Source organism: Devosia sp., assembly GCF_036563435.1.
GTDB lineage: Bacteria > Pseudomonadota > Alphaproteobacteria > Rhizobiales > Devosiaceae > Devosia.
Map to the genome: position 1 here is coordinate 243372 of NZ_DATCMJ010000014.1, position 26477 is coordinate 269848.

General features: G+C 64.3%; 36 protein-coding genes and 1 pseudogene. 21 read left to right on the forward strand and 16 right to left on the reverse strand.

All coding sequences use genetic code 11. The features are described from left to right. Position 1: 1 nt before the first annotated feature. Entirely contained in the window at positions 2 to 598 is a 597-nt protein-coding gene (gene coaE / locus VIL88_RS09435; protein ID WP_331988096.1) for a dephospho-CoA kinase, read from the forward strand. Beyond that, the gene (gene dnaQ / locus VIL88_RS09440; protein WP_331988098.1) at positions 595 to 1305 is read left to right on the forward strand and encodes a DNA polymerase III subunit epsilon; all 711 of its coding nucleotides are present in this window, start codon (positions 595 to 597) and stop codon (positions 1303 to 1305) included. Before coaE ends, dnaQ begins: the two co-directional genes overlap by 4 nt. A gap of 176 nt (positions 1306 to 1481) precedes the next feature. Here the strand turns inward: dnaQ and secB are convergent, their stop codons facing one another. Both secB and VIL88_RS18110 read right to left on the reverse strand, forming a co-directional pair. Then, complete coding sequence (secB, locus tag VIL88_RS09445) at positions 1482 to 2003, reverse strand: protein-export chaperone SecB (RefSeq protein ID WP_331988100.1); 522 nt, start codon at positions 2001 to 2003, stop codon at positions 1482 to 1484. Between the two features lie 245 nt (positions 2004 to 2248). Further along, positions 2249 to 2464, reverse strand: a pseudogene (locus VIL88_RS18110) (FxsA family protein); the annotation flags it as partial. A gap of 220 nt (positions 2465 to 2684) precedes the next feature. On the opposite strand from VIL88_RS18110, the gene VIL88_RS09455 reads away from it, so the two are divergent. From VIL88_RS09455 to VIL88_RS09465, 3 genes are read left to right on the forward strand one after another with little or no spacing between them, the layout of a single operon-like run. Beyond that, positions 2685 to 3395 carry a Tim44/TimA family putative adaptor protein gene (locus tag VIL88_RS09455; protein ID WP_331988104.1) on the forward strand — a complete coding sequence of 237 codons (711 nt, stop codon included), beginning with the start codon at positions 2685 to 2687 and terminating at the stop codon, positions 3393 to 3395. A gap of 25 nt (positions 3396 to 3420) precedes the next feature. Then, on the forward strand, positions 3421 to 4005 hold the full coding sequence (locus tag VIL88_RS09460; RefSeq protein WP_331988106.1) for a Smr/MutS family protein: 585 nt from the start codon (positions 3421 to 3423) through the stop codon (positions 4003 to 4005). Continuing rightward, positions 4002 to 4373: a helix-turn-helix transcriptional regulator gene (locus VIL88_RS09465; RefSeq protein ID WP_331988108.1), complete on the forward strand. Its 372-nt coding sequence runs from the start codon at positions 4002 to 4004 to the stop codon at positions 4371 to 4373. Before VIL88_RS09460 ends, VIL88_RS09465 begins: the two co-directional genes overlap by 4 nt. Positions 4374 to 4517: 144 nt before the next feature. Here the strand turns inward: VIL88_RS09465 and hslU are convergent, their stop codons facing one another. From hslU to hslV, 3 genes are read right to left on the reverse strand one after another with little or no spacing between them, the layout of a single operon-like run. Beyond that, positions 4518 to 5828 (reverse strand): ATP-dependent protease ATPase subunit HslU, encoded by a 1311-nt coding sequence (hslU, locus tag VIL88_RS09470; protein WP_331988110.1) that lies wholly within the window; start codon positions 5826 to 5828, stop codon positions 4518 to 4520. Beyond that, positions 5821 to 6342: a GNAT family N-acetyltransferase gene (locus VIL88_RS09475; protein WP_331988112.1), complete on the reverse strand. Its 522-nt coding sequence runs from the start codon at positions 6340 to 6342 to the stop codon at positions 5821 to 5823. Before VIL88_RS09475 ends, hslU begins: the two co-directional genes overlap by 8 nt. Then, positions 6339 to 6899, reverse strand: a complete 561-nt coding sequence (hslV, locus tag VIL88_RS09480; RefSeq protein WP_331988114.1) for an ATP-dependent protease subunit HslV — start codon at positions 6897 to 6899, stop codon at positions 6339 to 6341. The genes VIL88_RS09475 and hslV overlap by 4 nt, the downstream gene beginning before the upstream one ends. A 282-nt stretch (positions 6900 to 7181) precedes the next feature. Between hslV and hisB the strand changes: the two genes are divergently transcribed. The 8 genes from hisB (at position 7182) to coaA (ending at position 11980) form a co-directional block, all read left to right on the forward strand. Beyond that, positions 7182 to 7769, forward strand: a complete 588-nt coding sequence (hisB, locus tag VIL88_RS09485; protein ID WP_331988116.1) for an imidazoleglycerol-phosphate dehydratase HisB — start codon at positions 7182 to 7184, stop codon at positions 7767 to 7769. Positions 7770 to 7882: 113 nt separating this feature from the next. Next, complete coding sequence (locus tag VIL88_RS09490; protein ID WP_331988118.1) at positions 7883 to 8230, forward strand: DUF2628 domain-containing protein; 348 nt, start codon at positions 7883 to 7885, stop codon at positions 8228 to 8230. Continuing rightward, positions 8227 to 8877, forward strand: a complete 651-nt coding sequence (gene hisH, locus VIL88_RS09495) for an imidazole glycerol phosphate synthase subunit HisH (RefSeq protein WP_331988120.1) — start codon at positions 8227 to 8229, stop codon at positions 8875 to 8877. Before VIL88_RS09490 ends, hisH begins: the two co-directional genes overlap by 4 nt. Continuing rightward, positions 8874 to 9605 carry a 1-(5-phosphoribosyl)-5-[(5-phosphoribosylamino)methylideneamino]imidazole-4-carboxamide isomerase gene (gene hisA / locus VIL88_RS09500; protein ID WP_331988122.1) on the forward strand — a complete coding sequence of 244 codons (732 nt, stop codon included), beginning with the start codon at positions 8874 to 8876 and terminating at the stop codon, positions 9603 to 9605. Before hisH ends, hisA begins: the two co-directional genes overlap by 4 nt. Next, positions 9605 to 9916, forward strand: a complete 312-nt coding sequence (locus VIL88_RS09505; protein WP_331988124.1) for a hypothetical protein — start codon at positions 9605 to 9607, stop codon at positions 9914 to 9916. Before hisA ends, VIL88_RS09505 begins: the two co-directional genes overlap by 1 nt. After that, positions 9913 to 10716: an imidazole glycerol phosphate synthase subunit HisF gene (hisF, locus tag VIL88_RS09510; RefSeq protein ID WP_331988126.1), complete on the forward strand. Its 804-nt coding sequence runs from the start codon at positions 9913 to 9915 to the stop codon at positions 10714 to 10716. The genes VIL88_RS09505 and hisF overlap by 4 nt, the downstream gene beginning before the upstream one ends. Continuing rightward, complete coding sequence (locus VIL88_RS09515) at positions 10713 to 11030, forward strand: phosphoribosyl-ATP diphosphatase (protein WP_331988128.1); 318 nt, start codon at positions 10713 to 10715, stop codon at positions 11028 to 11030. Before hisF ends, VIL88_RS09515 begins: the two co-directional genes overlap by 4 nt. Beyond that, a complete protein-coding gene (coaA, locus tag VIL88_RS09520) occupies positions 11030 to 11980 on the forward strand; it encodes a type I pantothenate kinase (protein ID WP_331988130.1) in 951 nt (316 codons plus the stop codon). Before VIL88_RS09515 ends, coaA begins: the two co-directional genes overlap by 1 nt. A 3-nt stretch (positions 11981 to 11983) precedes the next feature. On the opposite strand, the gene VIL88_RS09525 is transcribed toward coaA, so the two are convergent. Beyond that, complete coding sequence (locus tag VIL88_RS09525) at positions 11984 to 12334, reverse strand: VOC family protein (protein WP_331988132.1); 351 nt, start codon at positions 12332 to 12334, stop codon at positions 11984 to 11986. A gap of 114 nt (positions 12335 to 12448) precedes the next feature. On the opposite strand from VIL88_RS09525, the gene dapB reads away from it, so the two are divergent. Both dapB and VIL88_RS09535 read left to right on the forward strand, forming a co-directional pair. Further along, positions 12449 to 13276, forward strand: a complete 828-nt coding sequence (dapB, locus tag VIL88_RS09530; protein ID WP_331988134.1) for a 4-hydroxy-tetrahydrodipicolinate reductase — start codon at positions 12449 to 12451, stop codon at positions 13274 to 13276. Positions 13277 to 13299: 23 nt separating this feature from the next. After that, entirely contained in the window at positions 13300 to 13914 is a 615-nt protein-coding gene (locus VIL88_RS09535; RefSeq protein WP_331988136.1) for a 2,3-bisphosphoglycerate-dependent phosphoglycerate mutase, read from the forward strand. A 162-nt stretch (positions 13915 to 14076) separates the two neighbouring features. On the opposite strand, the gene VIL88_RS09540 is transcribed toward VIL88_RS09535, so the two are convergent. Continuing rightward, on the reverse strand, positions 14077 to 14946 hold the full coding sequence (locus VIL88_RS09540) for a bifunctional helix-turn-helix domain-containing protein/methylated-DNA--[protein]-cysteine S-methyltransferase (protein WP_331988138.1): 870 nt from the start codon (positions 14944 to 14946) through the stop codon (positions 14077 to 14079). A gap of 74 nt (positions 14947 to 15020) precedes the next feature. Beyond that, positions 15021 to 15506 (reverse strand): DUF2244 domain-containing protein, encoded by a 486-nt coding sequence (locus tag VIL88_RS09545; RefSeq protein ID WP_331988139.1) that lies wholly within the window; start codon positions 15504 to 15506, stop codon positions 15021 to 15023. A gap of 48 nt (positions 15507 to 15554) precedes the next feature. On the opposite strand from VIL88_RS09545, the gene nth reads away from it, so the two are divergent. Next, complete coding sequence (gene nth, locus VIL88_RS09550; RefSeq protein WP_331988141.1) at positions 15555 to 16244, forward strand: endonuclease III; 690 nt, start codon at positions 15555 to 15557, stop codon at positions 16242 to 16244. Between the two features lie 193 nt (positions 16245 to 16437). Here nth and VIL88_RS09555 read toward each other — a convergent pair whose 3' ends face one another. Then, the gene (locus tag VIL88_RS09555) at positions 16438 to 16887 is read right to left on the reverse strand and encodes a DUF2214 family protein (protein ID WP_331988143.1); all 450 of its coding nucleotides are present in this window, start codon (positions 16885 to 16887) and stop codon (positions 16438 to 16440) included. A 60-nt stretch (positions 16888 to 16947) separates the two neighbouring features. Here VIL88_RS09555 and VIL88_RS09560 point away from each other — a divergent pair, with 60 nt between their 5' ends. From VIL88_RS09560 to VIL88_RS09570, 3 genes are all read left to right on the forward strand, one after another. Continuing rightward, positions 16948 to 17511 carry a TetR/AcrR family transcriptional regulator gene (locus tag VIL88_RS09560; RefSeq protein WP_331988145.1) on the forward strand — a complete coding sequence of 188 codons (564 nt, stop codon included), beginning with the start codon at positions 16948 to 16950 and terminating at the stop codon, positions 17509 to 17511. Positions 17512 to 17575: 64 nt separating this feature from the next. After that, entirely contained in the window at positions 17576 to 18580 is a 1005-nt protein-coding gene (locus VIL88_RS09565) for an adenosine kinase (protein WP_331988147.1), read from the forward strand. Positions 18581 to 18641: 61 nt separating this feature from the next. Continuing rightward, positions 18642 to 19055, forward strand: coding sequence for a phage minor head protein (locus VIL88_RS09570; RefSeq protein WP_331988149.1), 414 nt, complete (start codon positions 18642 to 18644; stop codon positions 19053 to 19055). 28 nt (positions 19056 to 19083) lie between these two features. Here the strand turns inward: VIL88_RS09570 and VIL88_RS09575 are convergent, their stop codons facing one another. Further along, entirely contained in the window at positions 19084 to 19950 is an 867-nt protein-coding gene (locus VIL88_RS09575; protein WP_331988151.1) for a hypothetical protein, read from the reverse strand. Positions 19951 to 20284: 334 nt separating this feature from the next. On the opposite strand from VIL88_RS09575, the gene VIL88_RS09580 reads away from it, so the two are divergent. Then, positions 20285 to 21037: a hypothetical protein gene (locus VIL88_RS09580; RefSeq protein ID WP_331988153.1), complete on the forward strand. Its 753-nt coding sequence runs from the start codon at positions 20285 to 20287 to the stop codon at positions 21035 to 21037. A gap of 3 nt (positions 21038 to 21040) precedes the next feature. Here the strand turns inward: VIL88_RS09580 and VIL88_RS09585 are convergent, their stop codons facing one another. Genes VIL88_RS09585 through VIL88_RS09600 form a run of 4 tightly spaced genes read right to left on the reverse strand, consistent with a single transcriptional unit; the run spans position 21041 to position 23720 of the window. After that, positions 21041 to 21808, reverse strand: coding sequence for a hydroxypyruvate isomerase family protein (locus VIL88_RS09585; RefSeq protein ID WP_331988155.1), 768 nt, complete (start codon positions 21806 to 21808; stop codon positions 21041 to 21043). Beyond that, on the reverse strand, positions 21805 to 22503 hold the full coding sequence (pyrF, locus tag VIL88_RS09590) for an orotidine-5'-phosphate decarboxylase (protein WP_331988157.1): 699 nt from the start codon (positions 22501 to 22503) through the stop codon (positions 21805 to 21807). Before pyrF ends, VIL88_RS09585 begins: the two co-directional genes overlap by 4 nt. 32 nt (positions 22504 to 22535) lie before the next feature. Next, a complete protein-coding gene (locus VIL88_RS09595) occupies positions 22536 to 23171 on the reverse strand; it encodes a histidine phosphatase family protein (protein WP_331988159.1) in 636 nt (211 codons plus the stop codon). Beyond that, positions 23172 to 23720, reverse strand: coding sequence for an NADPH-dependent FMN reductase (locus VIL88_RS09600; RefSeq protein ID WP_331988161.1), 549 nt, complete (start codon positions 23718 to 23720; stop codon positions 23172 to 23174). It lies immediately after the preceding gene. 114 nt (positions 23721 to 23834) lie between these two features. Here VIL88_RS09600 and VIL88_RS09605 point away from each other — a divergent pair, with 114 nt between their 5' ends. Next, entirely contained in the window at positions 23835 to 24242 is a 408-nt protein-coding gene (locus VIL88_RS09605; protein WP_331988163.1) for a VOC family protein, read from the forward strand. A 3-nt stretch (positions 24243 to 24245) separates the two neighbouring features. On the opposite strand, the gene VIL88_RS09610 is transcribed toward VIL88_RS09605, so the two are convergent. Both VIL88_RS09610 and dnaJ read right to left on the reverse strand, forming a co-directional pair. Beyond that, positions 24246 to 25100: a glycosyltransferase family 8 protein gene (locus tag VIL88_RS09610; RefSeq protein WP_331988165.1), complete on the reverse strand. Its 855-nt coding sequence runs from the start codon at positions 25098 to 25100 to the stop codon at positions 24246 to 24248. 99 nt (positions 25101 to 25199) lie between these two features. After that, positions 25200 to 26336, reverse strand: coding sequence for a molecular chaperone DnaJ (gene dnaJ / locus VIL88_RS09615; protein WP_331988167.1), 1137 nt, complete (start codon positions 26334 to 26336; stop codon positions 25200 to 25202). Between the last annotated feature and the right edge of the window lie 141 nt (positions 26337 to 26477).

The window sequence follows — 26477 nt, forward strand, 5'->3', positions numbered from 1 at the left end:
GATGTGGCGGATCGGCATAACCGGCTCGATCGCCACGGGCAAATCTACGGTGCTGAAGGCCTTTGCCGATCTCGATGTGCCGGTTCTCTCAGCCGACGAGGCGGTGGCCGAACTCTATCGCGGCGAGGCCGTGGCTCCCGTGGAGGCGGCTTTCCCCGGCGTCACCCGCGATGGCCATATCGACCGCACCGTGCTGTCGCAGCGGCTGGCGGAGGATCCAACGGGCTTCAAGCGGCTCGAGGCCATCGTTCACCCGTTGGTGCGAGGACATATCGCAGAATTTCTCGCTGAAGCCGAGCGGGCGGGGCATGCGCTGGCGGTCGTCGAAGTGCCGCTGCTGTTTGAAAACGGCCACGACTATGGCTTCGATGCCGTGGCCGTCACCTGGGTCGATGAAGCGACGCAGCGCCAGCGGGCCCTGGCCCGGCCCGGCATGAATGTGGAAAAGCTCGACGCCATCCTTGCCCGGCAGATGCCACAGGCCGACAAGAAGGCGCGCGCCACCTATCTCTTCGACACCGGCGAGCCGCCGGAGACAATCGCGGAAATGGTTGGCGCCCTGGTAGACAGCATCCGAGCCAAAGGCCCCCGACAGTGAACCGCGAGATCGTGCTCGATACCGAAACCACCGGCCTCTCGCCCCAGCAGGGCGACCGGCTGGTCGAGATCGGCTGCGTCGAGCTGATCAACCACATCCCGTCCGGGCGGCACTACCACGTCTATATCAACCCCCAGCGCTCGATGCCGGAAGAGGCGTTTCGCGTCCATGGGTTGAGCGACGAGTTTTTGGCCGACAAGCCGCTGTTCAGCGCCGTTGCCGACGACTTCCGCAACTTCATCGGCGATGCCCAGCTGGTTATCCACAACGCACCCTTCGACATGGGATTTCTCAATGCCGAACTGGAAAAGGCCGGCAAGCCGCGGCTGACCAACCCGGTGCTCGATACAGTGATGCTCGCCCGCGAAAAGCATCCCGGCGCCCGCGTCAGCCTCGATGCGCTTTGCAAGCACTACGGCATCGACAATTCCCGCCGCACGCTCCATGGCGCCCTGCTCGACAGCGAGATTCTGGCCGAAGTCTATCTCGAGCTGCTGGGTGGCAAGCAGGTGAGCCTGGCGCTGATTGCCGAGACGCAGGTGTCGGGTGCGGCAGGTCTCGCGACGCGCATTCCGGTCGCCCCGCGTCCCGTGCCGCTCCGCCCGCGCCTGACCGATGCCGAGGCGGCAGCGCATGCGGCCTTGGTTGCCAAGATGGGCGGTGAGGCGATCTGGGCGCAGTACACAGTGGCAGAAGCGGCCGAGTAGCCCTCCCGGAACTCCGTCACGTCCACAGCGTCATTCCCGCGAAAGCAGGAATCTCCTTCGCCTCACGAAAGGTGGATTCCCGCCTGCGGGAACGACGTCGTGTGTCGGGCAGGATGACGCGGTGGGTGAAATCCACGTAAAAAGAGCCCCGGTCTCCCGGGGCTCTGTCGCCTCAACTAGTTGAGCTTTTCCGGCTCGGCCGAGGCAGCGCCGGGAGAGGCGGTGCCCTGCTGGGCGGCGAGCTTTTGCAGGTTCTGGCGATAGATCGCGGCGAAATCCACCGGCTCCATCATCAGCGGCGGGAAGCCGCCCTGCTGGGTAACGCTGGCCAGGACCTGGCGCGCGAACGGGAAGATCAGGCGCGGGCACTCGATCATCAGCAGTTGGCTGAGCTGCATGTCGGGCACGTTCTTGACGCGGAACACGCCGCCATAAACCAGCTCGACATTGAACAGCACCGTTTCGGCGCGGTTGGCCTTGGCGTTGAGCGTCAGTTCGACGGCATACATGTCGTCGGACTGCTTCTTGACGCCGACCGAGATCGAGACGTTGAAAGCGGGATTGCCGCCGCCGGCCATGATCGAGCCGGGTGCGCCCGGATTCTCGAAGCTGAGGTCGCGGATATACTGGCCGACCAAGTTCATCGAGGGCGGATTGGCAGCCTGCGGCGCAGCGCTGTCCTGGGTGTCGTCAGCCATGGGAGTATCGTCCTTTGCGAGGCATTTCTTGTGGGCTGGCTAGCATCTTTGCGCCGGAGCGACAAGGCTCGGGCCTAGCGCGGGCGGTAGTCGTCATCGTCCAGATCGATGGTGCCGCTGATCCGGCCCGCCGCCGGATCGTGCCGGCGATAGGTGGTGCTCGTGGTGCTGACCACCGTAACGCGCTTGGCAAGGTTGCCATAGATCCAGCTGCGCACCGGCGGCAGCAGCAGGGCCAAGGCAACAATGTCGCTCAGAAAGCCCGGCAGGACCAGGCACAGCGCCGCGACGCCGATCATCATTGCGTCGGCAATGTCGCGGGCCGGCATGCGCCCGGCGCTGATATTGCCGCGCAGCTGGCCCAGCACTGCCAGGCCCTGCTGGCGCAGCACCAGGCCCCCCAGCAGCGCCGCGCCGATGATCAAGGCCAAGGTGGGCAGGAGGCCGATGGTCTGCCCCACCTTGATGAAGATGGCGATTTCGATGATGGGCAGGGCGATGAGGCCGAAGGCGAGCAAGCGTGCCAAGGTGTATTCCTTTGTGCCACTAGGACAAAACGCCTCTTGCCCCCATCGTGAACTGGTTTCGGGGTGAGGCTTTCCCTATATATAGGTCAAACCAGTCGCTCAACGAGCGTCGTCGCGTCGATTTTCCGGCGCCCTCGCCAAGGTGCAATGCCCAATGGATGAATTCTTCGATCTGCCCACCCTCATCGTCATCGGCGTCGCCATCTTTGTCCTTTTCCGCCTGCGCTCCGTCCTGGGGACCCGCACGGGCCACGAACGGCCGCCGGTCGAGCGGCGCAGGCCCCAGGCGGCAACCGAGGAAACGGTGGTGCCGCTGCGCTCGCGGCCCGCGGCTCCCGTTGCTGACGCCGACAACGAATACCGTGCCCGCAAGGTAGAGGCCGAGATCGAACAATTCTCCAAGGGCAACGACACTCTCGCTTCGGGGCTGAAGGCAGTGGCCGAGGCCGACCCGACCTTCACCCCCAAGAGCTTCCTTGAAGGCGCCAAGCAGGCCTATGAGATGATCGTTACTGGCTATGCCTCGGGCGACCGGCAGACGCTCAAGAACCTCCTCGACAAGGAGGTCTATGACGGCTTCCACCGCGCCATCAGCGAGCGCGAGGGCCTCGGCCAGACTGTCGACTTCACCTTTGTCGGCCTGCCCAAGATCGAGATCACCGACGCCGAATACGACAAGAAGAACGTCCTGGTGACGGTGCGCTTCCAGGCCGAGGTGGTGTCGGCCACGCGCGACAAGGATGGCACGCTGGTGGAAGGCAATGCCGACCAGGTGCAGTTCATTGCCGATGAATGGACCTTTGCCCGCAATCCCAAGTCGCGCGATCCCAACTGGAAGGTTGTGACCACCAGCCAGCTCGACTGATCCCCGAACCGGTTGCGGCACCCTTATGTCCAAGCGTGACTTCAAGCGCCTGCCGCACGACTTCCACCTGTGGACCACCGTGGCCGCCACGGTGGATCCGCTGCGGCGCAAGAAGCTCCTGAAGATGGCCGCCGGGCCCTTGCCCCTGCCGCCCAGCGAGCCCGAACCCGCGCCGAACAAGGCGCCGCCGGGCAGGAAGCCCCCGCGCCAGCCCTTTCTGCCCCCCTACCAGGCGCCCCTGCCGCCCGCTGCCATGCAGGACAAGGCGGTGGACCCCGCCATTCGAAAAAAGGTCGGCCGTGGCCGCATCGAGATCGATGGCCGCATCGACCTTCATGGCATGACCCAGGTCGAGGCGCGGGCGGCGCTCCATCGCTTCATCCATGCGCGCTTTGCCCGCGGCGACCGCACCGTGCTGGTCATCACCGGCAAGGGTGCCAAGACCGACAGCGACTACATCGCCGCCATGACCGAGCGCGGGATCCTGCGAACCATGCTGCCGATCTGGCTCAACGAGCCGTCGCTGTCGCCAATGATTTCGGGCTGGAGCGTCGCTTCGCGCGGCCATGGCGGCGAGGGGGCGTGGTATGTCCGCCTGAGGCGCGCATGACCCCGCTTGGCGCCAAGATCCGTGAATTGCGCGAACAGCGCGGCGTCTCACTCAAGGAAATGGCGGCGGCGCTCAACGTCTCGAGCGCCTATCTTTCGGCGCTGGAGCACGGCAAACGCGGCCGGCCCACGGGGTTTCTCCTCCACCGCATCATCGCCTTCTTCAACGTCATTTGGGACGAAGCCGAGGAACTGCAGCGCCTGGCCGACATCAGCGATCCCAAGGTCACGATCGATACCGGCGGCCTCGTCCCCGAAGCCACCGAGCTCAGCAATCGCCTGGCCGCCGATATCGGCAAGCTGGAGGTGGAGGACCTGCGCTTCCTGCACGATGAGCTGGTCAGGCGGAGCGGGCGGAAGAAAGCTTAAGGTGGCCGCACTCACAAAGCGGCACCTCCCCCTCGACGGGGGAGGTTGGGAGGGGGTGTAGTTTAGCCCCGATATCGTGGCTTCCAAACCCCCACCCTTGATCCCTCCCCGCAAGGGGGAGGGAGACGACTGAAGGCTTAGCGCCTACAGCACGAACTTGCTCAAGTCCGTATCCTTGCTCAGCTCGCCCACCTTCTCGGCGACGAACTGCGCGTCGATGCGGATGGTCTGGCCCTGCTTGTCGGGCGCGTCGAAGCTGATGTCTTCCACCAGCCGCTCCATCACCGTCTGCAGGCGCCGGGCGCCGATATTTTCCACCGAACTGTTAACCCGCACCGCCGCGTCGGCAATCGCCTCGATGGCGTCCTGGGTGAAGTCCAGCGTTACGCCCTCGGTGCCCATCAGCGCCACATATTGCTTGATGAGGCTGGCATCGGTGTCGTTGAGGATGCGGATGAAATCCTCGCGCGTCAGGGCCTTGAGCTCCACCCGGATCGGCAGGCGGCCCTGGAGTTCGGGCAAGAGGTCTGAAGGCTTGCTGACATGGAAGGCGCCGGAGGCGATGAACAAGATATGGTCGGTCTTGACCGGACCATATTTGGTCGAAACCGTCGTGCCTTCGATCAACGGCAGGAGATCGCGCTGCACGCCCTCGCGCGACGGGCCGCCCTGGGCGCCGCCTTCGCGGTGGGCCACCTTGTCGATCTCGTCGATAAAGACGATGCCGTGGTTTTCTACCAGCTCGATGGCTTCACTCTTAAGCTGTTCCTGGTCCAGGAGCTTGTCGGCCTCTTCGGCGATCAGCGGCTCATAAGCGTCCTTGACCTTGATCTTGCGCTTGACGCCGCGTCCGCCCATCGCCTGCTTGAACATGTCGGACAGGTTGATCATGCCGATGCCACCATTGGGCATGCCGGGGATTTCGAACCCACCGGTATTGGCCGAGGGCTGCATCTCAAGCTCGATCTCGCTGTCGTCCAGCTCGTTGTTGCGGAGCTTCTTGCGGAACGAGTCGCGGGTCGACGGCGTGGCGGACGTGCCCACCAGCGCGTCAAGCACGCGGTTCTCGGCATTGGCATGAGCCTGCGCCTGCACATCGGCGCGGCGCTTGTCGCGCAGGACGGCGATACCGGCCTCGACCAGGTCGCGGATGATCTGTTCCACGTCGCGGCCGACATAGCCCACTTCGGTGAACTTGGTGGCTTCCACCTTGATGAAGGGCGCCTGGGCCAGACGCGCCAGGCGGCGCGAGATCTCGGTCTTGCCGACGCCGGTCGGCCCGATCATCAAAATGTTCTTGGGAGAAACCTCGCGGCGCAATTCGGGCGGCAGCTGCTGGCGGCGCCAGCGGTTGCGCAAAGCCACGGCCACGGCGCGCTTGGCGTCGTTCTGGCCCACAATGTTGCGGTCGAGTTCGCTGACGATCTCGCGCGGGGAGAAATTGGTCTCAGTCATGTTCCGTCTTTCCTGGTGCCTCGTCGAGAAAGCGCACCATCATGTGTTCGTCGATATAGCGACCGTTCACGTAGAGGGACCGCGGTTCGGTCCCGTAGATCTGGAAGCCGGCCTTTTCGTAGAGCCGGATGGCGGGCGCGTTATGCGCGCCGACGCCCAGATGCAGCTGCAGGACATGCCCACGGGCGTGGTCCACGACCGCTTCCATCAGCGCCAGGGCCGCGCCCGTGCCGCGCAGACGCGGGGCGACATAGACCTGGTAGACCCAGCCGATATGCTTTTGCCGCTCACCCTCGGTCTGGCCGAAGGCAACGATGCCGCCCAGCTGCCCATCGGCAAAGGCGCCGAAGAAGGCCATGCGGTCGAGCAGCGCGGCATTGTCGGCTCGGCCGGTCTGGGCGAAGCTTTTGGCCGAACTGCCATAGCTTTCCGGATGATCGCGCAGGGCTTCCAGCCGGACCAGGCGATAGGCATCGGCATCTGCCCCTGTCAGCCGCCGGATCGCGTAGCTCACCCGTCGATCTCAATGGTTTCGACGGTCACATTGCCATTGGTGTAGACGCAGATTTCCTCGGCGATCTTCATGGCGCGGCGGGCGACGTCCTCGGCATCGAGGTCGGTGGCCTGGTGCAGGGCCAGCGCGGCCGAATGGGCATAGTTGCCGCCCGAGCCGATCGCGATCACGCCATGGTCGGGAGTCAGGACGTCGCCATTGCCGGTCAGCACCAGGGTGTCGGTCTTGTCGGCCACGATCATCATGGCTTCGAGCTTGCGCAGGTAGCGGTCGGTACGCCAGTCCTTGGCGAGTTCGACGGCGGCGCGCATCAGCTGGTCGGGATATTGTTCGAGCTTGGCTTCGAGCCGCTCGAACAGGGTAAAGGCGTCAGCGGTGGAGCCGGCGAAGCCGCCGATCACCTTGCCGCCCGCCAGGCGTCGGACCTTTTTGGCGCCATGCTTCATTACTGTCTGGCCCATGGAGACCTGGCCATCGCCAGCCACCACGACCTTGTTGCCACGGCGCACGGACACGATCGTCGTTCCGTGCCAGCCGGGAAATGCACTATCACTCATAGGGGGAGGTACTCCGAACTGTTGAGTACTATTTAGGAGCGGTTGGGGGGATTGCAATGTCGCCACAGCCGCTGCGCCAAAGCCCCTCCCCCTTGAGGGGAGGGGTTGGGGTGGGGGTTCTGCGGCCTCCAAAAACTCGGTGTATGGGCGTGTTCAGAACCCCCACCCTCGATCCCTCCCCTCAAGGGGGAGGGAAGGACGACTGCACCACCTCGCCCCTAACCCAATCTTCACGCGGCCATGCCTATCTGCTAGGGAGCCGCCGACTTTCCGGAGACCGCCATGCGCAAAGCTACTATTGCCCGCAAGACCAACGAGACCGAGATCGCGGTCGCGATCGATCTCGACGGCACCGGCGCGCACAAGATGGCCACCGGCGTCGGTTTTTTCGACCACATGCTCGACCAGCTCTCGCGCCATTCGCTGATCGACATGGACATCTCCTGCAAGGGCGACCTTCACATCGACTTCCACCACACGGTGGAAGACGTCGGCATTGCGCTGGGCCAGGCAATCCGTGAGGCGATCGGCGACAAGAAGGGCATTCGCCGCTATGCCTCCTGCGACCTTCCGATGGACGGCACGCTAACCCGCGCCGCCGTCGACGTCTCGGGCCGCGCCTTCCTCGTCTTCAAGGCCGAGTTCTCTCAGGGCAAGATTGGCGAGATCGACACCGAGCTCTTCCGCGAGTTCTTCCAGGCGCTGGCTATCAATGCCGGCATCACGCTCCACATCGAGAACTTCTATTTCGACAACAACCACCATCTGGCCGAGTCGATGTTCAAGGCGGTAGCCCGCGCCCTGCGCGACGCGCTGGAGATCGATCCGCGCGCCGCCGACCGGGTGCCCAGCACCAAGGGCACGCTCTAGCTGTAGCCCTCTTGGTGAGCCTGTCGAACCGCTAGGACGTGGCACTTTCCCTTCCACCGGCAGCCAATTTCCTCTAAGTGCTGCCCGATCAGTGCCTATGGCAGGACGCCGCCATGACCCTTTACGCCATCTATGACCCACGTCCGGACCAGAGCGACCTGCCGGCCGCCGTGCCGGAGCGCTTTTCCTGGTTTGCGGTCCTGCTGCCGCCGGTCTTCCTTTTGACCCATGCCCTCTGGCTGGCACTGACCGGCTGGCTGGCGGCCATGCTCGTTCTGGTTACCCTGAGCGTCTTTCTCGGCGGTGGCGCGGCGCTGGCGCTTTATCTCCTGTCGGCCCTCTGGCTCGGTCTTGCCGCACCTTCCCTGCGTGGTGCAGCGCTTGGGCGGCGCGGCTGGCGCCACCGCGGCGACCGTGTCGCTTCCGGTCCCGATCTCGCACAACTGGCGGTGCTGCAATGAGCCTTCTGACCATCATCGACTATGGCGCCGGCAACCTTCACTCGGCCGCCAAGGCCTTTGAGCGCATGGCGCAGATCGTGGGCGACGTTTCGGTGGAAGTGACCGCCGACCCGGAACGAGTCCGTGACGCCGATCGCATCATGCTGCCCGGCGTTGGCGCCTTTGCCGATTGCAAGAGCGGGCTCGATGCCGTGGAGGGCATGGTGGACGTGCTCAACGAGCGGGTAATCGATGGGGGCACGCCCTTTATTGGCGTCTGCGTCGGCATGCAGCTGATGGCCGGCGAGGGCCGCGAAAAGGCCATCACTCCGGGTCTGGGCTGGATCCCCGGCGCCGTCGAGCGCATCCAGCCCTCCGATCCGGCGCTCAAGATCCCGCATATGGGTTGGAACACGCTGAGCTTCCGCACGGCGCATCCGGTGCTGGCCGGCATTCCCGATGGACCGGACGGGCTCCATGCCTATTTCGTCCACTCCTATCACCTGGTGCCCGAGGATCCCGCCATGCAGCTGGCGACCACCGACTATGGCGGCCCCCTCACCGCCTGCGTCGGCCGTGACAACATGTTCGGTGCCCAGTTCCACCCGGAAAAGTCGCAGGCCCTGGGGCTGAAGCTGATCGAAAACTTCCTGAGGTGGACGCCATGATCCTCTTCCCCGCCATTGACCTCAAGGACGGCCAGTGCGTTCGCCTCAAGCTCGGCGACATGGCACAAGCGACCGTGTTCAACGACGATCCCGCCGCCCAGGCCAAGGCGTTCGAGGACCAGGGCTTTGAATATCTCCACGTCGTCGACCTCAACGGCGCCTTTGCCGGCGAAAGCGTCAATGGCGCGGCCGTCGAAGCCATCCTCAAGACCGTCCAGTTCCCCGTGCAGCTCGGCGGCGGCATCCGCACCCTTGCCCATATCGAGTCCTGGCTGGGCAAGGGTTTGGCGCGGGTGATCCTGGGCACCGTGGCCGTGCGGAATCCGGCGCTGGTCAGGGAAGCCGCCCGGAAGTGGCCGGGACAGGTCGCCGTCGGCATCGACGCCCGCGCCGGCATGGTGGCCGTGGAAGGCTGGGCCGAAACCTCCGAGCTTTCGGTGATCGAGCTGGCCAAGCGTTTTGAAGGTGCCGGCGTTGCGGCCATCATCTATACCGACATCGACCGCGATGGCGTGCTGGCCGGCATCAACTGGCCGTCGACGCTGAGGCTCGCCCGCGCCACCTCCATCCCGGTGATCGCCTCGGGCGGCCTTGCCTCCATGGCCGATATCGAGCGGTTGACCCAACCGGATGCCCAGGTGCTGGAAGGCGCCATTTCGGGTCGCGCGCTCTATGACGGCCGCATTGATTCACGTGAAGCACTGGCCCTGCTCAAGGCCACAAGGTGATGGAGCGGCGGCGCTTCGGCATGAAGTGGTACTGGATCGCGCTGGTGGCGATCGTGCTTTTTGCCAGCTTTCCTTTCATCTCGGTGCTGATCGCCAGTTCTTTGGCGGAAAGCCATGGCTGCGTGCTCAACGAGGGCAGCGTTCACCCCTGCATCATCGCTGGTGCCGACTGGGGCTCGGCGCTTTATACGATGGGCGTGCTCGGCTGGCTGATGCTGGCCACCTTCCCCATCGGCTTTGTCCTCTTTCTTGTCTGGTTGGTCATCCTTGCCGTGCACCGCGCGGCGTGGGGCCGAAAGGAACGCGTATGACGCTCAAGACCCGTCTCATCCCCTGCCTCGACGTCATGAATGGCCGCGTGGTCAAGGGCGTGCAGTTTGTCGACCTGCGCGACGCCGGCGATCCGGTGGAGGCCGCCATGGCCTATGACGTGGCCGGCGCCGACGAACTAACCTTTCTCGATATCACCGCCAGCCACGAAGGCCGCGACACCATCTTCGACGTGGTGGCGCGTACAGCTGAGCACTGCTTCATGCCTGTCACCGTCGGCGGCGGCGTCCGTACCATCGAGGACATCCGCAAGCTCCTCCTGGCCGGCGCCGACAAGGTGGCGATCAACTCCGCTGCCGTGAACGACCCCGATTTCATCTCCCGCGCCGCCGACAAGTTCGGCAACCAGTGCATCGTCGTTTCGGTCGACGCCAAGCAGCGGCTGACCGAGGCAGTGGGTGGCGATAATCGCTCCGAGTGGGAAATCTTCACCCATGGCGGCCGCATTCCGTCGGGTCTCGACGCGGTGGAATTTGCCGCCCGCATGGTGGAGCGTGGCGCCGGCGAGCTGCTGGTCACCTCCATGGACCGCGACGGCACCAAGTCGGGCTTCGACCTCAAGCTCACCCGCGCCATTGCCGATGCGGTAGAAGTTCCCGTCATCGCCTCTGGCGGTGTCGGCTCCTTGCAGGACCTGGTCGATGGCGTGACCGAAGGTCATGCCAGCGCCGTCCTCGCCGCCTCGATCTTTCACTTCGGCACCTTCACCATTCCCCAGGCCAAACAGTACATGCGCGAGCATGGCGTGGCGGTCAGAATGGATGCGGAGATTGCAGCATGACCCTGGACGACCTCGAACAGCGCATCGCGCAACGCGCCGCTGCTTCGCCCGATGAAAGCTACACGGCCAAACTGATCAGCCGGGGCATGGAGAAATGTGCGCAGAAGGTCGGTGAAGAAGCGACCGAAGCCGTGATCGCCGCTGTCACCGGCAATCGGGCCGAACTGGTCAAGGAATCGGCCGACCTCCTCTACCACCTCCTGGTCGTGCTCAAGGCTGCCGATATTCCCTTAGGCGAGATCATGGCTGAGCTCGATCAGCGGACGGGACAATCGGGCTTGGCCGAAAAGGCTGCACGCAAGGAACAGAACTGATGGCCAAGAGCAAGTCGGTCCTGGCGCCGTATCATTCCTTCACCAAGGCGCAGTGGAGTGCCCTGCGCGCCGACGAGCCCATGACCCTGACGCGCGAGGACATCGCCCGGCTGCGGACGCTGAGCGATCCCATTTCGCTGGAGGAAGCCGAGGAGGTCTACCTGCCGCTGACCCGCCTCCTGAGCTTTTACGTGGAGGCGATACAGGGCCTCCACAATGTCTCGACGCGTTTTCTTGAAACACCCGACCAGCGCGTGCCTTTCATCATCGGCGTGGCCGGGTCGGTAGCGGTGGGCAAATCCACCACGGCGCGTATCCTCCAGGCGCTGCTGCAGCGCTGGCCGTCGAGCCCCAAGGTCGACCTCGTCACCACCGATGGCTTCCTTTATCCCAATGCCGTTCTGGCCCAGCGCGGCATCATGGAGCGCAAGGGTTTCCCCGAAAGCTATGACCGGGCGCGCTTCGTCCAGTTCCTCTCCGATATCAAGTCGGGCAAGGGGCAGATGCCGGTGCCGGTCTATTCCCACCTCGTCTATGACGTGGTGCCCGGCAGCGAAGTGGTGATCGACCGCCCCGACATCCTGATCGTCGAGGGGCTCAACATCCTCCAGCCCGGCGAACTGCCGCGCGACGGCAAGCCCATTCTCTTTGCGTCGGACTTCATCGACTTCTCGATCTATATCGACGCCGAAACGGACGATCTCGAAGCCTGGTTCATGGAGCGCTTCTTCCGCCTGCGCGAAACTGCCTTCAAGGACCCCACGTCCTTCTTCCGGCGCTTTGCCGAGATGAGCGAAACGGAGGCGGGTGAATTCGGCCGCATGGTCTGGCGCACCATCAACCTGCCCAACCTCATCGACAATGTCCTGCCCACCCGCGGCCGCGCCGACCTGATCCTCAAAAAGGGCAAGAGCCACCTGATCGAGGACGTGCGCCTGCGGCGAGTCTAGGGACTAATACGTCCCCGGCTGCGGCTGGCTGAGCACGATCTGGTTGCCGTCCGGGTCGCGGAACTTGGCCGTCTTGAAGAAATCGCCGATCGCCTTGGCGACGGGCTTGAGGCCATAAAGGTCGAGCCGCGCCAGTTCGGTCGCCAGCTCGTCCACCACCAGGGTCAGCGATGACGCGCCGGCGCGGTCGGCATCGGTGGCCACATGCACCCAGCCGCCACCGGGTAGCTTCCATTCGGCTACATCATTCATCGGCCGCGCATCGGCGGGCCGCCCGAACAGCCGTTCATAGAAATCGATAGCCTCGTTGATGTCATCGACCGCGATGCCTGCCAGCGCATTGGTGATGGTCAAATCAGCCCCCCATTCTCCGCGATAGCTCAACCTAGCATGTTGACGGCAATGGGGCACCGCTGTTGGCACTTGCCCGAAGCGCTGCTATAGCCCACCTGAATAAGGGGACGGGCGATGGCAGATCTCAAGGTCGTGGTGGCAGGCGCGGGCGGACGCATGGGCGTCGCCAATATCCGCGCGGTTGCCGGGCTCAAGGGCGTCGCTCTCCATGGCGCGGTGGCGCGCCTCCATGCGGCGGTGGATCGCCCCGGCTCCGCCGCCATCGGCCAGGATGCCGGTCTCTTTGCCGGCATCGAGGCGCTGGGCATTGCCATCACCGATGACATTGACGCCGCCCTCGTGGGCGCCGATGCCATCATCGATTTCACCGCCCCCGCGGTCAGCGTCGCGCTGGCGCGCAAGGCGGCGGCGCAAGGCCTTGTCCACGTCATCGGCACCACCGGCTGCTCGGCGGAACAGGACGAAGAGATCGCCGCTGCCGCCAGGGCCGGCGCGCGTATCGTCAAGTCCGGCAACTTCTCCATGGGCATGGTCGTCCTCGCCAATCTCGTCGAAAAGGCCGCAGCGGCGCTGGCCGACTACGACATCGAAATTCTTGAAATGCACCACAACCAGAAGGTCGACGCGCCCTCGGGCACCGCACTGCTTCTGGGTGAGGCCGCCGCCAAGGGTCGCGACATCGTCCTTCAGGACCATTCGGTCCGCGTCCGCGATGGCCATACCGGCCCCCGCCAGCCCGGTACGATCGGCTTTGCCACCCTGCGCGGCGGCAATGTCATCGGCGACCACATGGTGATCCTGGCCGGTCAATCGGAGCGCATCGAGCTCACCCACCGGGCGCAGGACCGCACCATCTATGCCAATGGCGCCGCGCGTGCCGCGCTCTGGGCCGCAGCGCAGCCTGCCGGCCTTTATTCCATGGTCGACGTGCTCGGCCTCTGACCCATCAAGCAAGGACTGCAACCATGACCGGGACCCTGATCCTCGTGCGCCACGGCGAAAGCGAGTGGAACCTCAAGAACCTCTTCACCGGCTGGCGCAATCCGGACCTGACCGAGAAGGGCATCGGCGAAGCCCGCGCCACCGGCAAGGCGCTCAAGGCCAGGGGCATCGTGCCCGACCTCTACTACACCTCGGCCCTTCGTCGCGCCCAGCACACGCTCGACCTGATGCTCGAAGAAATGGGCATTACCGACGTCACCATCGTCCGCAACCAGGCGCTCAACGAGCGTGACTATGGCGACCTGTCCGGTCTCAACAAGGATGATGCCCGCGAGAAGTGGGGCGAGGAGCAGGTGCTGATCTGGCGCCGCTCCTATGACGTGCCGCCGCCGGGCGGTGAGTCGCTCAAGGACACCGCCGCGCGCACCCTGCCCTATTACGAGCGCGAAATCCTGCCCCAGCTCAAGGCCGGCAAGACCGTGCTGATTGCCGCCCATGGCAATTCCCTGCGAGCCCTGGTCATGGCCATCGAGGGCCTGACGCCGGAAGAAATCCTCAAGCGCGAAATCGCCACCGGCCAGCCGACGGTCTACAATATCGGGACCGAAGGCCAGCTCGAAGCGCGCATCGAGCTTTAGGCTGCAGCTACCACCCCCCAGCCGTCATCCTCGAACTTGACCCGAGGACACTGCACTTGGGAGCGTGCAGCAAGTGCAACCCCCTCGGGTCAAGCCCGAGGGTGACGCCCGGCTAGAGCCGCAAGTTCCCGATTCACGTGAAACTTCGAACCCGCCAGGGCTTCACCCCTGCCGGGCCAAAACCCCCGCTTCCCAGCCCAGGATCGCCCGCTTGCGCGGCACGCCCCAGTGGTAGCCGGTCAACGCCCCTGATGCCCCCACCACGCGGTGGCAGGGCACGACGAAGCTGATCGGGTTCTTGCCCACCGCCGCGCCCACCGCGCGCGAGGCGCTCGGCCGGCCGATATCCTGGGCGACCTTCTGGTAGGTCGTGGCCTGCCCCACCGGGATCTTGAGCAACGTTTCCCAGACCTTGACCTCGAAGTCGGTACCGATCAGCACCACCCGTACCGGACGCTCGGGCGACCAGTGCGCCGGGTCGAACGCTTCTGTGATCATCGGCGCCAGCCGCGTGTCGTTGCGGCTGAAGCGCGCATTGGGCCAACGCTGGGCCAGATCCGCGAAAGCCTGTTCAACCGTCGTATGCTCGTCGGCAAAGCCAAGGCCCGAGATCCCGTAGTCGGTCGCCGTCGCCACGGCGAGGCCGAACGGCGATGGTGCCACGCCCCAGTCCATGTCGAGCCCGGCGCCTCCCGAGCGGAACAGGCCCGGCGGCATGGCTTCATAGGTGACAAAGAGGTCGTGCAACCGGGACGTGGAGCTCAGCCCCACTTCATAGGTGGTATCGAGCACGCTTTGCTGCGCCCGCAGCAGCCGCTTGGCATGGTCCAGCGCCACCGCCTGGGCAAAGCTCTTGGGGCTGAGGCCGCACCAGCGGCGGAACAGGTCCGTCAGCTGCCGCTCACTGCGGCCCAGGGCGCGGGCGAAGCCGGGCAGGTCGAGCACATCCGGCCCATTCTCCGAAAGGTAGCGGATCGCGGCCTGGATGGCGTCGTAGTCGCTCTGCGGCGTGAGTTTGGCAATCTGGTTCATGGGACAACCCATCGTCTGCTGGGGGATAGTCCTAGCCTCTCCCACACGTGGGCGCGACCCGCTTTTGACGCTGGTCAGTCGGTACGGCGGGCCCGGCGCAGCGCCGTGCCGAAAGCCTTGGCAAAGCTTGCCCTGTCCTCGACGCTCAGAAAGGCGCCGATCTCCAGCTCGCTCTGTCCCTGCCGCAGGCGCATGGCCACGGCTTTTTCGTTGCTGTCGCGCTCGAGCACCAGGCGCACCGTCTTGGGATCGAAGCGGCGCAGCTTGCGCTCGCCCTTGCCGTGGCTGGTAACCACTTCCAGCTGGTCGGGCCAGAGCGTCACCTGCTGCCGCATGCTGCGCCGGCGCGACTGCCGCACCGAAAGCGCCGTCATCCCGGCCGAGCCCGCGAGGAACGCGGTACCGGCCGGCAGGAGCACCTCGGGCACCAGAACGGCGAACGGTAGGGCCATAAGCGTTGCGGCTCCAAGGCCGACCCAGCCGCCCACGATGCCCGGCGCCCGGTCGGGCCGGAGCGCAGCGGAAAACAGCGGCGTTGTGGTTGTGGCTTGCATCGGCATGGCGAACTCTTCGACACTGACTATAGGCGCAGAATCAGCGGAGAGAGAATGGCCCCGCCCGAAAAAGTGAAGAGCCTGCCAAGGGCCGATGTGGAGGCGATCTTTCGCCGTTTCCACGAGATCGAACCCGAGCCCAAGGGCGAGCTCGACTACAGCAACGCCTTCACGCTTCTTGTGGCGGTGGTGCTGTCGGCGCAGGCGACAGATGTGGGCGTCAACAAGGCCACCAAACACCTCTTCGCCCTCGCCACCACGCCCGCCGAGATGGTGGCGCTCGGTCTCGATCGCATAACCGAGCTGATCAAGACCATCGGCCTTTATCGCGGCAAGGCCAAGAACGTCTTGGCGCTAAGCCAGATTCTCCTGGACCAGCATGGCGGCGAGGTGCCTTCAGACCGTGAGTCACTTGAAGCCCTGCCCGGTGTCGGCCGCAAGACCGCCAATGTGGTGCTCAATATCTGGTTTGGGCAGCCCGCCATCGCCGTCGACACCCACCTGTTCCGCGTTGGCAACCGCACCGGCCTCGCGCCCGGCAAGACCCCCCTGGCGGTCGAGGAAACCCTCCTTCGGGTGATCCCCGAGCAATACCTGCTCCACGCCCACCACTGGCTCATTCTCCATGGCCGGTACGTGTGCAAGGCGCGCAAGCCCGAATGCTGGCGCTGCGTCATCCGCCCATGGTGCCGCTTTGAACCCAAGACCCCGGCGCCGGATGGAACGGTGAAGCAGCGGGCCTGATGGCGCATCGCGTCCACCCGGTCCAATGCCAACGCCCAAGCTCGCGCCATCCACGACGTCATTCCCGCGAAAGCGGGAATCCACCTTTCCACGCGCCGAAGCAAAGAATGATTCCCGCCTTCGCGGGAATGACGCCGTAGGTAGCACCGTGGAAATGTGAACACCACTCCTATGGGCAGGGTCATATGGGAGCTCAGCTCCCATAGCCCCGCGCCATCGCGGCGGCGAAGACCGGAATGAACACGAACACCCCGGCCTGGAGATGAAGAAAGCGCCGGCTCGCCGCAATCTCGGCCACGGGAACTTGATAGGCGGGTTCCGCCGCAGACTTGAGCCACCGCCGCATGGCCAGGGTCGGCGGAACGGTCAGGAGTCCCATGATGGCAAAGGCGATCATCTTGCCCCAGAAGGCAAAGTTGCCGACGTAATATTCCCAACCCATCGCACCGAACACCACGCGCACGATGCCCACCACCACCACCAGCCCCGCCACGCCGCCATAGGCCGCATCAATCCGCGCCAACTGCCCGATCCGGGCTGTCTCCAATCCCGGCCGCAGCAGCGCAAGCTCGGCGGCAAACAGGGCCAGCAGGGTAAACACCGCCAGATGATGGGCAATCGCCAGCGCCAGATCGATATCCATTTGCCTGCTGTCCCTTGGTGATGTAACCCCTGCTTACATATCAGCATGGCAGTGTAAGCAGTGTCAACATCTACCCCGAACGCGCCCTATCATCACGGCAACCTGCGCCAGGCGCTGCTGGAGGCAGCTTTGGTGATCCTTGAGCAGCAGGGGGAAGCTGGACTTGGCCTGCGCGACGTGGCCCGCGCCGTTGGCGTTTCCCCGGCCGCGCCCTATCGCCATTTCGACAGCCGCGCCGCCCTGCTCGAAGCGTTGGCGGTGACGGGCTACCAGCGCTTCACCGCGGCCATGGAAGCCGTCGCCGCCGGCGACGTGCTCGACCCGCTTGCGGCCATGGGCAAGACCTATGTCAAGTTCGCACTGGACAATCCCAACCTGTTCCGGCTGATGTTTTCGCCGCAACTGCGCCGCGACAACCGCCCGGGCCTGCGCATGGCGGCCGATGCCGCTTTTGGAACGCTGCGCCGGGTCACCGGTGGCGACACCGGCACCGGGCGCCTCGCTGCCCTCTCCGCCTGGGCCCATGTCCATGGCCTCGCCATCCTCCTCCTCGACGGGCAGATCGCGCTTCGGGCCGGCGAGGACATGGAGGCGCTGGTCGCCGATATCATCGAAGGGCACTAGCTTGGTTGCCTCCGCTGGGGTGATCCTCTAAACCGGCTGGCGGTTTCAACCGCCGGACCCTCTCATGACCCAGACCCGCTTCGACGTCCTCACCATCGGCAATGCGATTGTCGACATCATCGCGCCGGTGGAAAAGGGCTTCATCGAAGCCGAGGGCATGAAGGAGGGCATCATGCACCTGATCGATACCGATCGGGCCGAAGACCTCTATCGCAAGATGCCCCCCGGCCGGCAGCAGATCTCGGGTGGTTCGGCCGCCAATACCGCGGCCGGCGTCGCCTCGCTGGGCGGCCGCGCCGCCTTTGTCGGCAAGGTGGCAGATGACCCGCTGGGCGATGTCTTCGAGAACGACCTCAACGATATCGGCGTCCACTACAGCACCTCGCGCCTCAAGAACGGGGCGCTGACCGCCCGCTCCATGATCTTCCTTTCCGAAGACGGTGAGCGCACCATGAACACCTATCTCGGCGCCTGCCACCAGCTGACCGAGCAGGACATCAAGCCCGACGAGATCGGCGGCGCTGCCATCACCTATATGGAAGGCTTCCTCTGGGATCCCGTCGAGGCCAAGAAGGCTTTTGTCCTGGCTGCCCACTATGCCCACAAGAACGAGCGCGCCGCGGCCTTTACCCTTTCCGATCCCTTCTGCGTCGATCGCTATCGCGCCGAATTCCTTGACCTCATGCGCTCAAAGACCATCGACTATGTCTTTGCCAATGTGCATGAGCTGAAGTCGCTCTACGAGACCGATGACCTGGGCGAAGCCGTGCGCCAGGTCGCCAAGGACACCGAACTGGCCGCCATCACCATGGGCGCCGACGGCGCTATGGCCATCTACAACGGCGAAGTGACTTCGGTCCCTGCCTTCCACATCGACAAGGTCGTGGACGCCACCGGCGCCGGCGACCTCTTTGCCGCCGGCTTCCTCCTCGGCATGGCCCGCGGCCAGACCCTGGAGTCCGCCCTTAAGACCGGCTGCCTCGCCGCCTCGGAAGTCATCTCGCACATCGGCGCTCGCCCGCAGCTCGATCTGGAAGACCTGAGCCGCCAGCACGGACTGGTGGGGTAGCACTTATCCCCGTGCTCTGAAGCAGTGAGACAATCGCCTCCGATATCATTCGGAGCGGAACATGGATTCTCGGTCAGGCACGTCCGATCTGTTGGCGACTGCGCGCCAACGGTCGTTTGAAACCTATCTGCGCTTTGGCCGACACCCGGCCACCGGCGCGTCGGCCTTTAACCAAAAGGCGCTCGAACCGCTGGCGCCGCTGCCCCCTGAAGCTAGGCGCCCGACGCGCTTCTATGTCTGGCGCACGGCTGACGATGCCCGCGTTCGCCACAGCCATGCCGCACGGGATGGCAAGATCTTCGGCTGGGCCGAAGCACCTGGCGGTGGTCACCCCGGCAGCGAACCCAACTGCCGCTGCTGGGCAGAACCCTACTACGGCGACCCTTTGATACCCGATGCGCTTGTCCTAAGCGGGCCTTGTTCAGATGCGAGCCGCGAGTGGCGCTTTGGAGAAAGAGGTGAACATCCGGAATAAACTAAGTCGGGAAAGTTCACGGCGGCCTTTATGCTGCGATGCCTGGCTGCGATAGGGGTGGCGCACCTTGCGCTAGAATAGTGACTTTCGATCCCGCCCAAGCAATTCCTGGGATCGTCCGCGGCTCCTCCCAAGTCTCCACTTGAACGAGCACGTGGTAAGGGTCTGGCCTGCTGCTCTTTAGCTGTATCAGCATCTGGTAAGTGCCAGCCTGACCAAAGATTTGCTGATACTCAAAGGGCAGTCCATGAGCCTCCCGGAACACCCACATACATCCATTGGGATGTACCAAGCTAATGAAGATGCGCTTGCGCTCACCGGCGTCCAGTTGCTCTGCAAAGCTCGGGCGGGAGAGATCGCTGCTCCAGCTCAACTCAATTGCTTCGTACACCTCTAGGCGCTTCATGCCTTCGGGTCCTTTGCGCCAAGCAGCCATTAGCTTCGCACTACAAGGCCAAAGGCTATCGAGCCCCGTGTTCTCACACAGCAGCCCGACTACCTGATAGCCTCGGCGCGACACAGACTGCCGAGTTCCTGCCAGTGAAGTGGTAGTTGTGCCTTCTAATAGATGGAACGGCTTGTCGCCTTCCAACGAAACCTTGAAGTGCGGTTCTTGCCGTTGCTCAAGCAGCCGCGCCTTTTGCCTCTCCTCATGGTAGAGATGATAGGGCGCAACAATTAGCCCGAACAGAACCGTCGCAACGAAGATGGTCAAGAAGAACCAAAGAGGAAGCGAGGCGACCAACTTGTCGCCCTCGCGGTTAATCGGCCAGAACAATGCGAAAAGGCCAGCGAGAACGCTCAGCCCTCCTGACAATCGCTCCGCCTTCCAGAACTTGCCGCTGAAAGCGCGGCGGATGCACATCCAATAGAATCTGAGCAGTTCTTTGAGCATGCATTGATGAGAGCAGGAATAAGCATTTGAGTGGTGGAGTCACTTAATGACTCCATCCACATATCCGCGCCAATCTTGGTGCGTTTGAGACATGAGGCCGCGGCAATGAAGAGGCGGTACCCTACGGCACTAAGGGATCAAGCCGGCTAGATATTCTGGAGGATCGTAGAAGCGACATGGGTGCAATTTGCGTCTATGACTTGAAGACTGGGATGGAGGGGCTAACTCTCAGGCGCCTTGCGCGCATTGGCAGGTTGGTTACGAGCGTTTTTCCAGGCGCAGCCGCGTTCTACGTTACTCAGGTGGGGCCGATGGCCGGCGGCGGCGCCTCGCGGTGACAACAGCGGCCGAAATCCGCAAGTGGACGCGTGCCATTGCCTCCAGCCGCGACGACGTGGTGTTGCGGGGCCGGTTCTTGTTTATGATCCCGATACGGCATGTGATCCGCGGCGTTGCCTTCCCTGGTTCTTGGGACAAGACGCTGCCGCGACCCTATTGGTTTGTCGCTACGACTGTGACCCCGCCTGCCGGTAGCTTTGGCGGCAAGTGGCGGGGCAACCTGGACGTAGGGAGATCAAATGAGCCAGGTTTCTCAGAGATCCTGGATTTTCATCTGAACCGCGCTATCGAAGAAGAGTTGGCGCCGCTTGAAACCATCGAGGCGTTCTATGCCGCTGCCGCCACGCGAAATCGCCCCGCTCCTGTCCATGGCAACTGGGAACGGTTGCAGCATTTCCCTGCCAACCATGCCGCTGTGCTGGCGGCATTAGGTCGGCTTGAGGAGGCCGGCTCCGAAGCTTCCGCCTTCGTTGATAAGTACGAGCTGCTCTGGCAGCAGCGCCTCCTCACAGGTGAGGCAATGATGGCAAGCCGGAGGACGCGCGGCATGGGCCGGGATGAGGTGGAGTTTGCGAGCCATCAACTGGCTCTGGTTGATTACGCGAAATCCCTGGCGAGTCTTGCCGCCAGCGGGAAAAAGGCTGAAGTCGTTTCGCTGCTGCGTGATTGGGAGCGAACAAATATCCACCGCTGGAAACTTGAACTGGCCTGGGAGCCGACCCCTTTCCCGCTCGAGCGGGACCTCTGAGGCTCAGCGCAAACTCCCCCGCATTACCCGCAGCGCATCGGTAGTCGTGCCCGTCGGCCGGAATTCCAGCCCCACCGCGCCTCGGTAGCCCTGCGCCTCCAGCCATCGGAGCTTCTGCTTGAGCGGCAGCCGCCCGCTGCCCGGTTCGTTGCGGCCGGGATGGTCGGCGATGTGGACATGGGCAATGTGGCCGATCCGGCGCGCCACCACCTGCTCGGGCTCCTCGTCCATCACCATGGAATGGTAGAGGTCATAGGTGATGCCGATTTCGGGCCGGTTCACCCGGTCCATGATGTCGAGTGCTTCCGCCGTGCTGGTCAGAAAATAGCCGGGATGGTCGACCCGGTCGTTGAGCGGCTCCAGCGCCAGGCGCACGCCCGAGCCGTTGAGCACATCCGCCGAACGGCTCATCGCCCGCGTCAGCGCCTCGTACTGGCTGGCGCGATCCACTCCCGCCAGCAGCGGGCCCGACTGGCAGATCAGCACCGGCGCGCTGAGGCGAAGCGCCACGTCGCGGCTCCGTTCCAAGCCGGCCAGGAAGCGCTCGTGGTCGCTTGGGCGCGTCAGCTCGGCGAAGGGCTCGGCGACGATACCGGCCAGCTTCACCCCCGTTTCCCCCAGCGCCCGCTCCACCGCATCGAGGTCCTTGTTCGACCACATCCAGAACTCGACCAACTCGAACCCGGCCGCCTTGGCCAGATGGATGCGCTGGGCAAAGTCCGCTGTTTCGGGCGCGAACAGCATCTCGATGCAGGCGGAAAAGCGGTTCATGCCAGGCGCGCTCCGCCGTTCATTTCGGCAAGGATTGCCCGCGCCGCCGCGGCCGGATCGGTGGCCTCGATGATCGGGCGCGCCACGACGAGGTGGCTGGCCCCCGCGGCAAGGGCCTCGGCCGGACCCATGATCCGCTTCTGGTCGCCGGCGGCGCTGCCCGCTGGGCGGATGCCCGGCGTCACGATGGCCAGGCGCGGCCCCACAATGGTGCGCACCATTTCCGCCTCGTGCGGCGAGGCCACCACGCCACCGATCCCTGCATCGCGCGCCTGCTGCGCCCGCAGCGCCACGAGGCCCGCGGCATCGCGCTCGTAGCCGGCTTCCTTGACGTCGGCGTCGTCCATCGAGGTCAGCACGGTGACACCGAGTACAGTCAGCCCCGAACCCGCGGCTGCCTTGGCCGCAGCGCGCATGGTCTTGGGATAGGCATGGACCGTCAGCATCTGGGCGCCGGTCTCGGCAAAGGCGGCAACGCCCTTTTCGACCGTATTGTCGATATCGAGGAGCTTGAGGTCGAAGAACACCTTCTTGCCTGCCGCAATCAGCGCCTTGCCCAGGGCAAAGCCATCGGCGCCGTAAAAGCACTGATAGCCGATCTTGAAGAAGTCGACGCTGTCGCCCAAGAGCGCCACGATCTCCTCGGCCCGCGCGCGTGTGGAAACGTCGAGGCCCACGATCAACTGGCCAGCCATGAGTGTTCTCCCGATGTTGGTATCGCTTCGAACTAGAGCAATTGTCCGGGCGCGGCAACCGGCGCGACAAACCAGTCGGGCGCAAAGGCCTCCATCAGCGTCCACTCGCTGCCCAGCTGCTTGCGAAAGAGATCGAAACTGAAGCAGTTGCCGCCCCCGCTATGGGCCTGGCGCCGCTGGTCCTCGCCGCGATGGATCGGCCTACCCGCCACATGGCACTTGAGCAGGGTACCCACCGCGCCATGCCCGCAAAAAACCACCGGCACGTCATCGGGCACGTTGCCCAGCGCCGCCGCGACAGCGCGGACGATGCGGCTTTGCGCGTCAATTGCTCGCTCCCAGCCGCCGACGCTCACCTCGGGCGCGGCGAAGAAGCAGTCGGCATGCGCCTCGAACTCGGCGGGTGGAAGAAAGCCCGTGGCGCTCCGGTCATTCTCGCCCATCAGCGGATCGGTGCGCACCACGCCGCCGATGGTTGCAGCCAAGATATCCGCCAGCTCCATCGCCTTGCGTTCGTCGGAAGAAAAGATCCAGGCGCCCTCCGGCACCACGCCTCGTGCAGCAAGGGCCTCCGCCCGGCCCCTACCCTCCCCGCTCAGGCCCCACTGCGGCACCGGAACATCGGGGTCGAGCTGCACCTGGGGATGGGTGACATACAGCGCGCGCATTCACGGGCCCCGGCTGAACTGGGTCATCTCGCCCACGATCTGATCGACCTTGCGGATGATCGCCGGTTCCACCGGCCTGCCTTCCCCATCGAAGGCCGTGTCCGCCGGGCCGATGCCCAGCAGCGTCGGCACCACCAGCGCGCCAATCTTGCTCAGCGAGTCGCGCAGGTGGCTGAGCGCGAAGATGGTGCCATACTTACCCGAGCTGACGCCGCCAATGCCGAAGACCGGCTGGCGGAACGGGCTCGGCTTCTGCCGGCTGAGCCAGGTGATGGTGTTGACCAGAAGCGGCGGCAGGCCGCCATTATATTCGGGCGTGGCGATGAAGACGATGTCGTGCCGCCGCCACAGCTCGGCCAGCCGCCCAGCCGCCTCCGGCGCGCCATCGGCTTCCAGGTCCTCGCTAAAGATCGGCAGTGGGAAGTCCGCGAGTGTGATCGCGGTGACCGCCACACCAGCCGCCTCGAGTTTTCGGCCCATATGGGCCTGGAGCATCTGGTTAACCGAGCCCCGCCGGATCGATCCCGAAAGCGTCAGTGCGGTCTTCATGCTGTCTCCGTGCTCAACTATGTCGAAAAGTGCGATGCTCGTGCGTCGGGGTAGCAGGATCGGCCTCAAGACGCCAATCTTCAAGAATCGAAAACAGTGCTTAGGGAGACAGCCATGGCCACCTCAATCTTCATCAACCTGCCCATTCGCGATCTCGACGCCTCGATGCGCTACTACAAGGCGCTGGGCTTCGACCACAACCCGCAGTTCACCGACGACACCGCCGCCTGCATCGTCATCAGCGACACCATCTATGTGATGGTGCTGACGCATGAAAAGTTTGCTCAGTTCTCGTCCAAGCCCATTCCCGATCCGCAGCAGCAAACGCAGGCGCTTTATGCCCTGTCGCGCGACAGCCGGGCGGAAGTCGACGCCATTGCCGAGGCAGGGCTCCAGGCCGGTGGCAGCGAGACGCGCCCGGCGCAGGATTATGGCTTCATGTATTCGCGCGCCATTGCCGATATCGACGGCCATGTCTGGGAATATGTCTGGATGGACATGACGCAGATGCCCACCGAGTAAGCCTTAGCCGATGCGCAGCAGGCGCTTGAAAAGGCGCCTGATGCGCTCGCGCCGGTACTGGTAAAAATAGGCATTGGTCATCAGGTGCCGGTAGGTGCGCTTATAGGCCACGCGCGACCAGCTGAGCCACGGCTTGGGATTGGCCGAATAATGGACGATGGCAGGGTTCAGCACTTCATGCGCCGGCTCGGCATTCTGGAGGTTCCAGCGGTTCTCAAGTTCGAGGATGCGGCCGCGGAAGCAGAAATTGATCATGTCCTGGTCATAGTAGAACATGGCCAGTTCCTCGGCCGCCAAGCCTGCCAAGGTCGCCAAAAAGTCCATGGCCCGATACTGCGCCATGTCGATCAGCATCACCCCGGCATTGAAATAGGGCTCGGCCATGGAGAAGGCCTTGCGGGCTTTGAGGTCGCGGCCGGCGATCACATGCATGCGGTCGGGCTGCAGCACGGCGGCAATGGCGTGGCCCTTCATGTCCATGCCATAGAGCGGATCGAGCGCCGTCCGGATAAAGAGGTCGCTGTCGAGATAGAGCACGCGCTCTATCGCAGGATCGAGCAGATCGCCCAGAAACAGCCGCGCATATACGATGGGGTTGAGCCGCCGCAGCCGGATGCGCGGAAAGGCGGCGATCCGGTCGGCCAGGATGTTGCGCGCGTCGAGATCGATGAAGTTGAGCGTCGCGCCATAATCGCGGGCGATGCTGGCAATGGCGTCCTGGTGCTCTGCCGTCAGCGGGCGGTGCAGCAAGTGGAACCGCAACTGCTCGGGATGGTGCGTGGTCAGGCAGATCGAGCGCATCGTGGCATAGGTCGGCGCCCAGAAGGCGTCGTCGAAGGCCATGGCGATCTCGATCATGCTGGGTTCCTGGTCAGTTGGGCCCTACCTGCCATTCGACCGTAGGTCTCATGGCCTTGAGGCGGGAAATCGCTCCACTGGAGCGATTTCTCTTCCGCCTCAAGCCTCAAACATTTTCTTGAGTTTGCCGAAGAAACCGTCCGAGGTCGGGCTGGTTTCCTCGGTCTGCAGGCGGGCGAACTCTTCCAGCAGTTCCCGTTGCCGGCGGCTCAGCGCCTGCGGCGTCTCGATGTCGAGCTGCACATAAAGGTCGCCGACATCCTTGGAGCGGAGCACCGGCATGCCCTTGCCCTTGAGCCGCACGCGCTGGCCCGGCTGGGTGCCGGCCGCCACCTTGACCTTGGCGCGGGCATTGTCGAGCGTCGGCACTTCGAACTCGCCGCCCAAGGCGGCCGTGGTCATGGCGATCGGCACGCGGGCATAAAGGTCGGCGCCGTCGCGCTGGAATAGCTCGTGCGGGCGGATGGAAATAAAAATATAAAGGTCGCCCGGCGGGCCGTTGCGCAACCCCGCTTCACCCTCATTGGCGAGGCGGATGCGGGTGCCGTCCTCGATGCCCTTGGGGATGTCGACCGAAAGCTTGCGGTTTTCCTGGCGGCGGCCCTGGCCACCGCAATCGGTGCAGGGCTGGTCCATCATCTGGCCGCGGCCCTGGCAGACCGGGCAGGTGCGCTCGATGGTAAAGAATCCCTGGGCCGCCCGCACCTTGCCATGGCCGTTGCACTGGCGGCAGGTATGGGTACCGGTGCCTGGCTTGGCGCCCGAACCGTCGCAGGTGGTGCAGCCCACAAGTGTCGGCACGTCGATCTCGACCGTGCGGCCCTCGAAGCTCTCTTCGAGGCTGATTTCAAGGTTGTAGCGTAGGTCGGCGCCACGCAGCTTGGCGGCATTGCCGCCGCCGCGCCGGCCGCCGCCGCCGCCCATGAAGTCGCCGAAAATATCCTCGAAGATATCGGACATGGACGAGTTGAAGTCGCTGCCGAAGCCGCCGCCACCACCACGGCCGCCATTCTCGAAGGCGGCATGGCCGAAACGGTCATAGGCGGCGCGCTTCTGGCCGTCTTTGAGCGTATCATAGGCCTCGTTGATTTCCTTGAACTTGGTCTCGGCCTCCGCGTTCCCCGGATTGCGGTCCGGATGGTGCTGCATGGCGAGCTTGCGATAGGCGCTCTTGAGCGTAGCCTCGTCGGCGCCCTTCTGAACGCCGAGCACCTCGTAGAAATCCCGTTTGGACAAAAACCAGTCTCCAATGCGCTGCGGGTCGCGTCAGGCGCGCCCCGGCAAATCTGTGCTCCAGCCCACCCCTAGATGGCAATCGACCCCGCGCACCACAAGGGGCTGGGGCCGCCAAAGGCAAAACATGGGCCGCTCATAGCA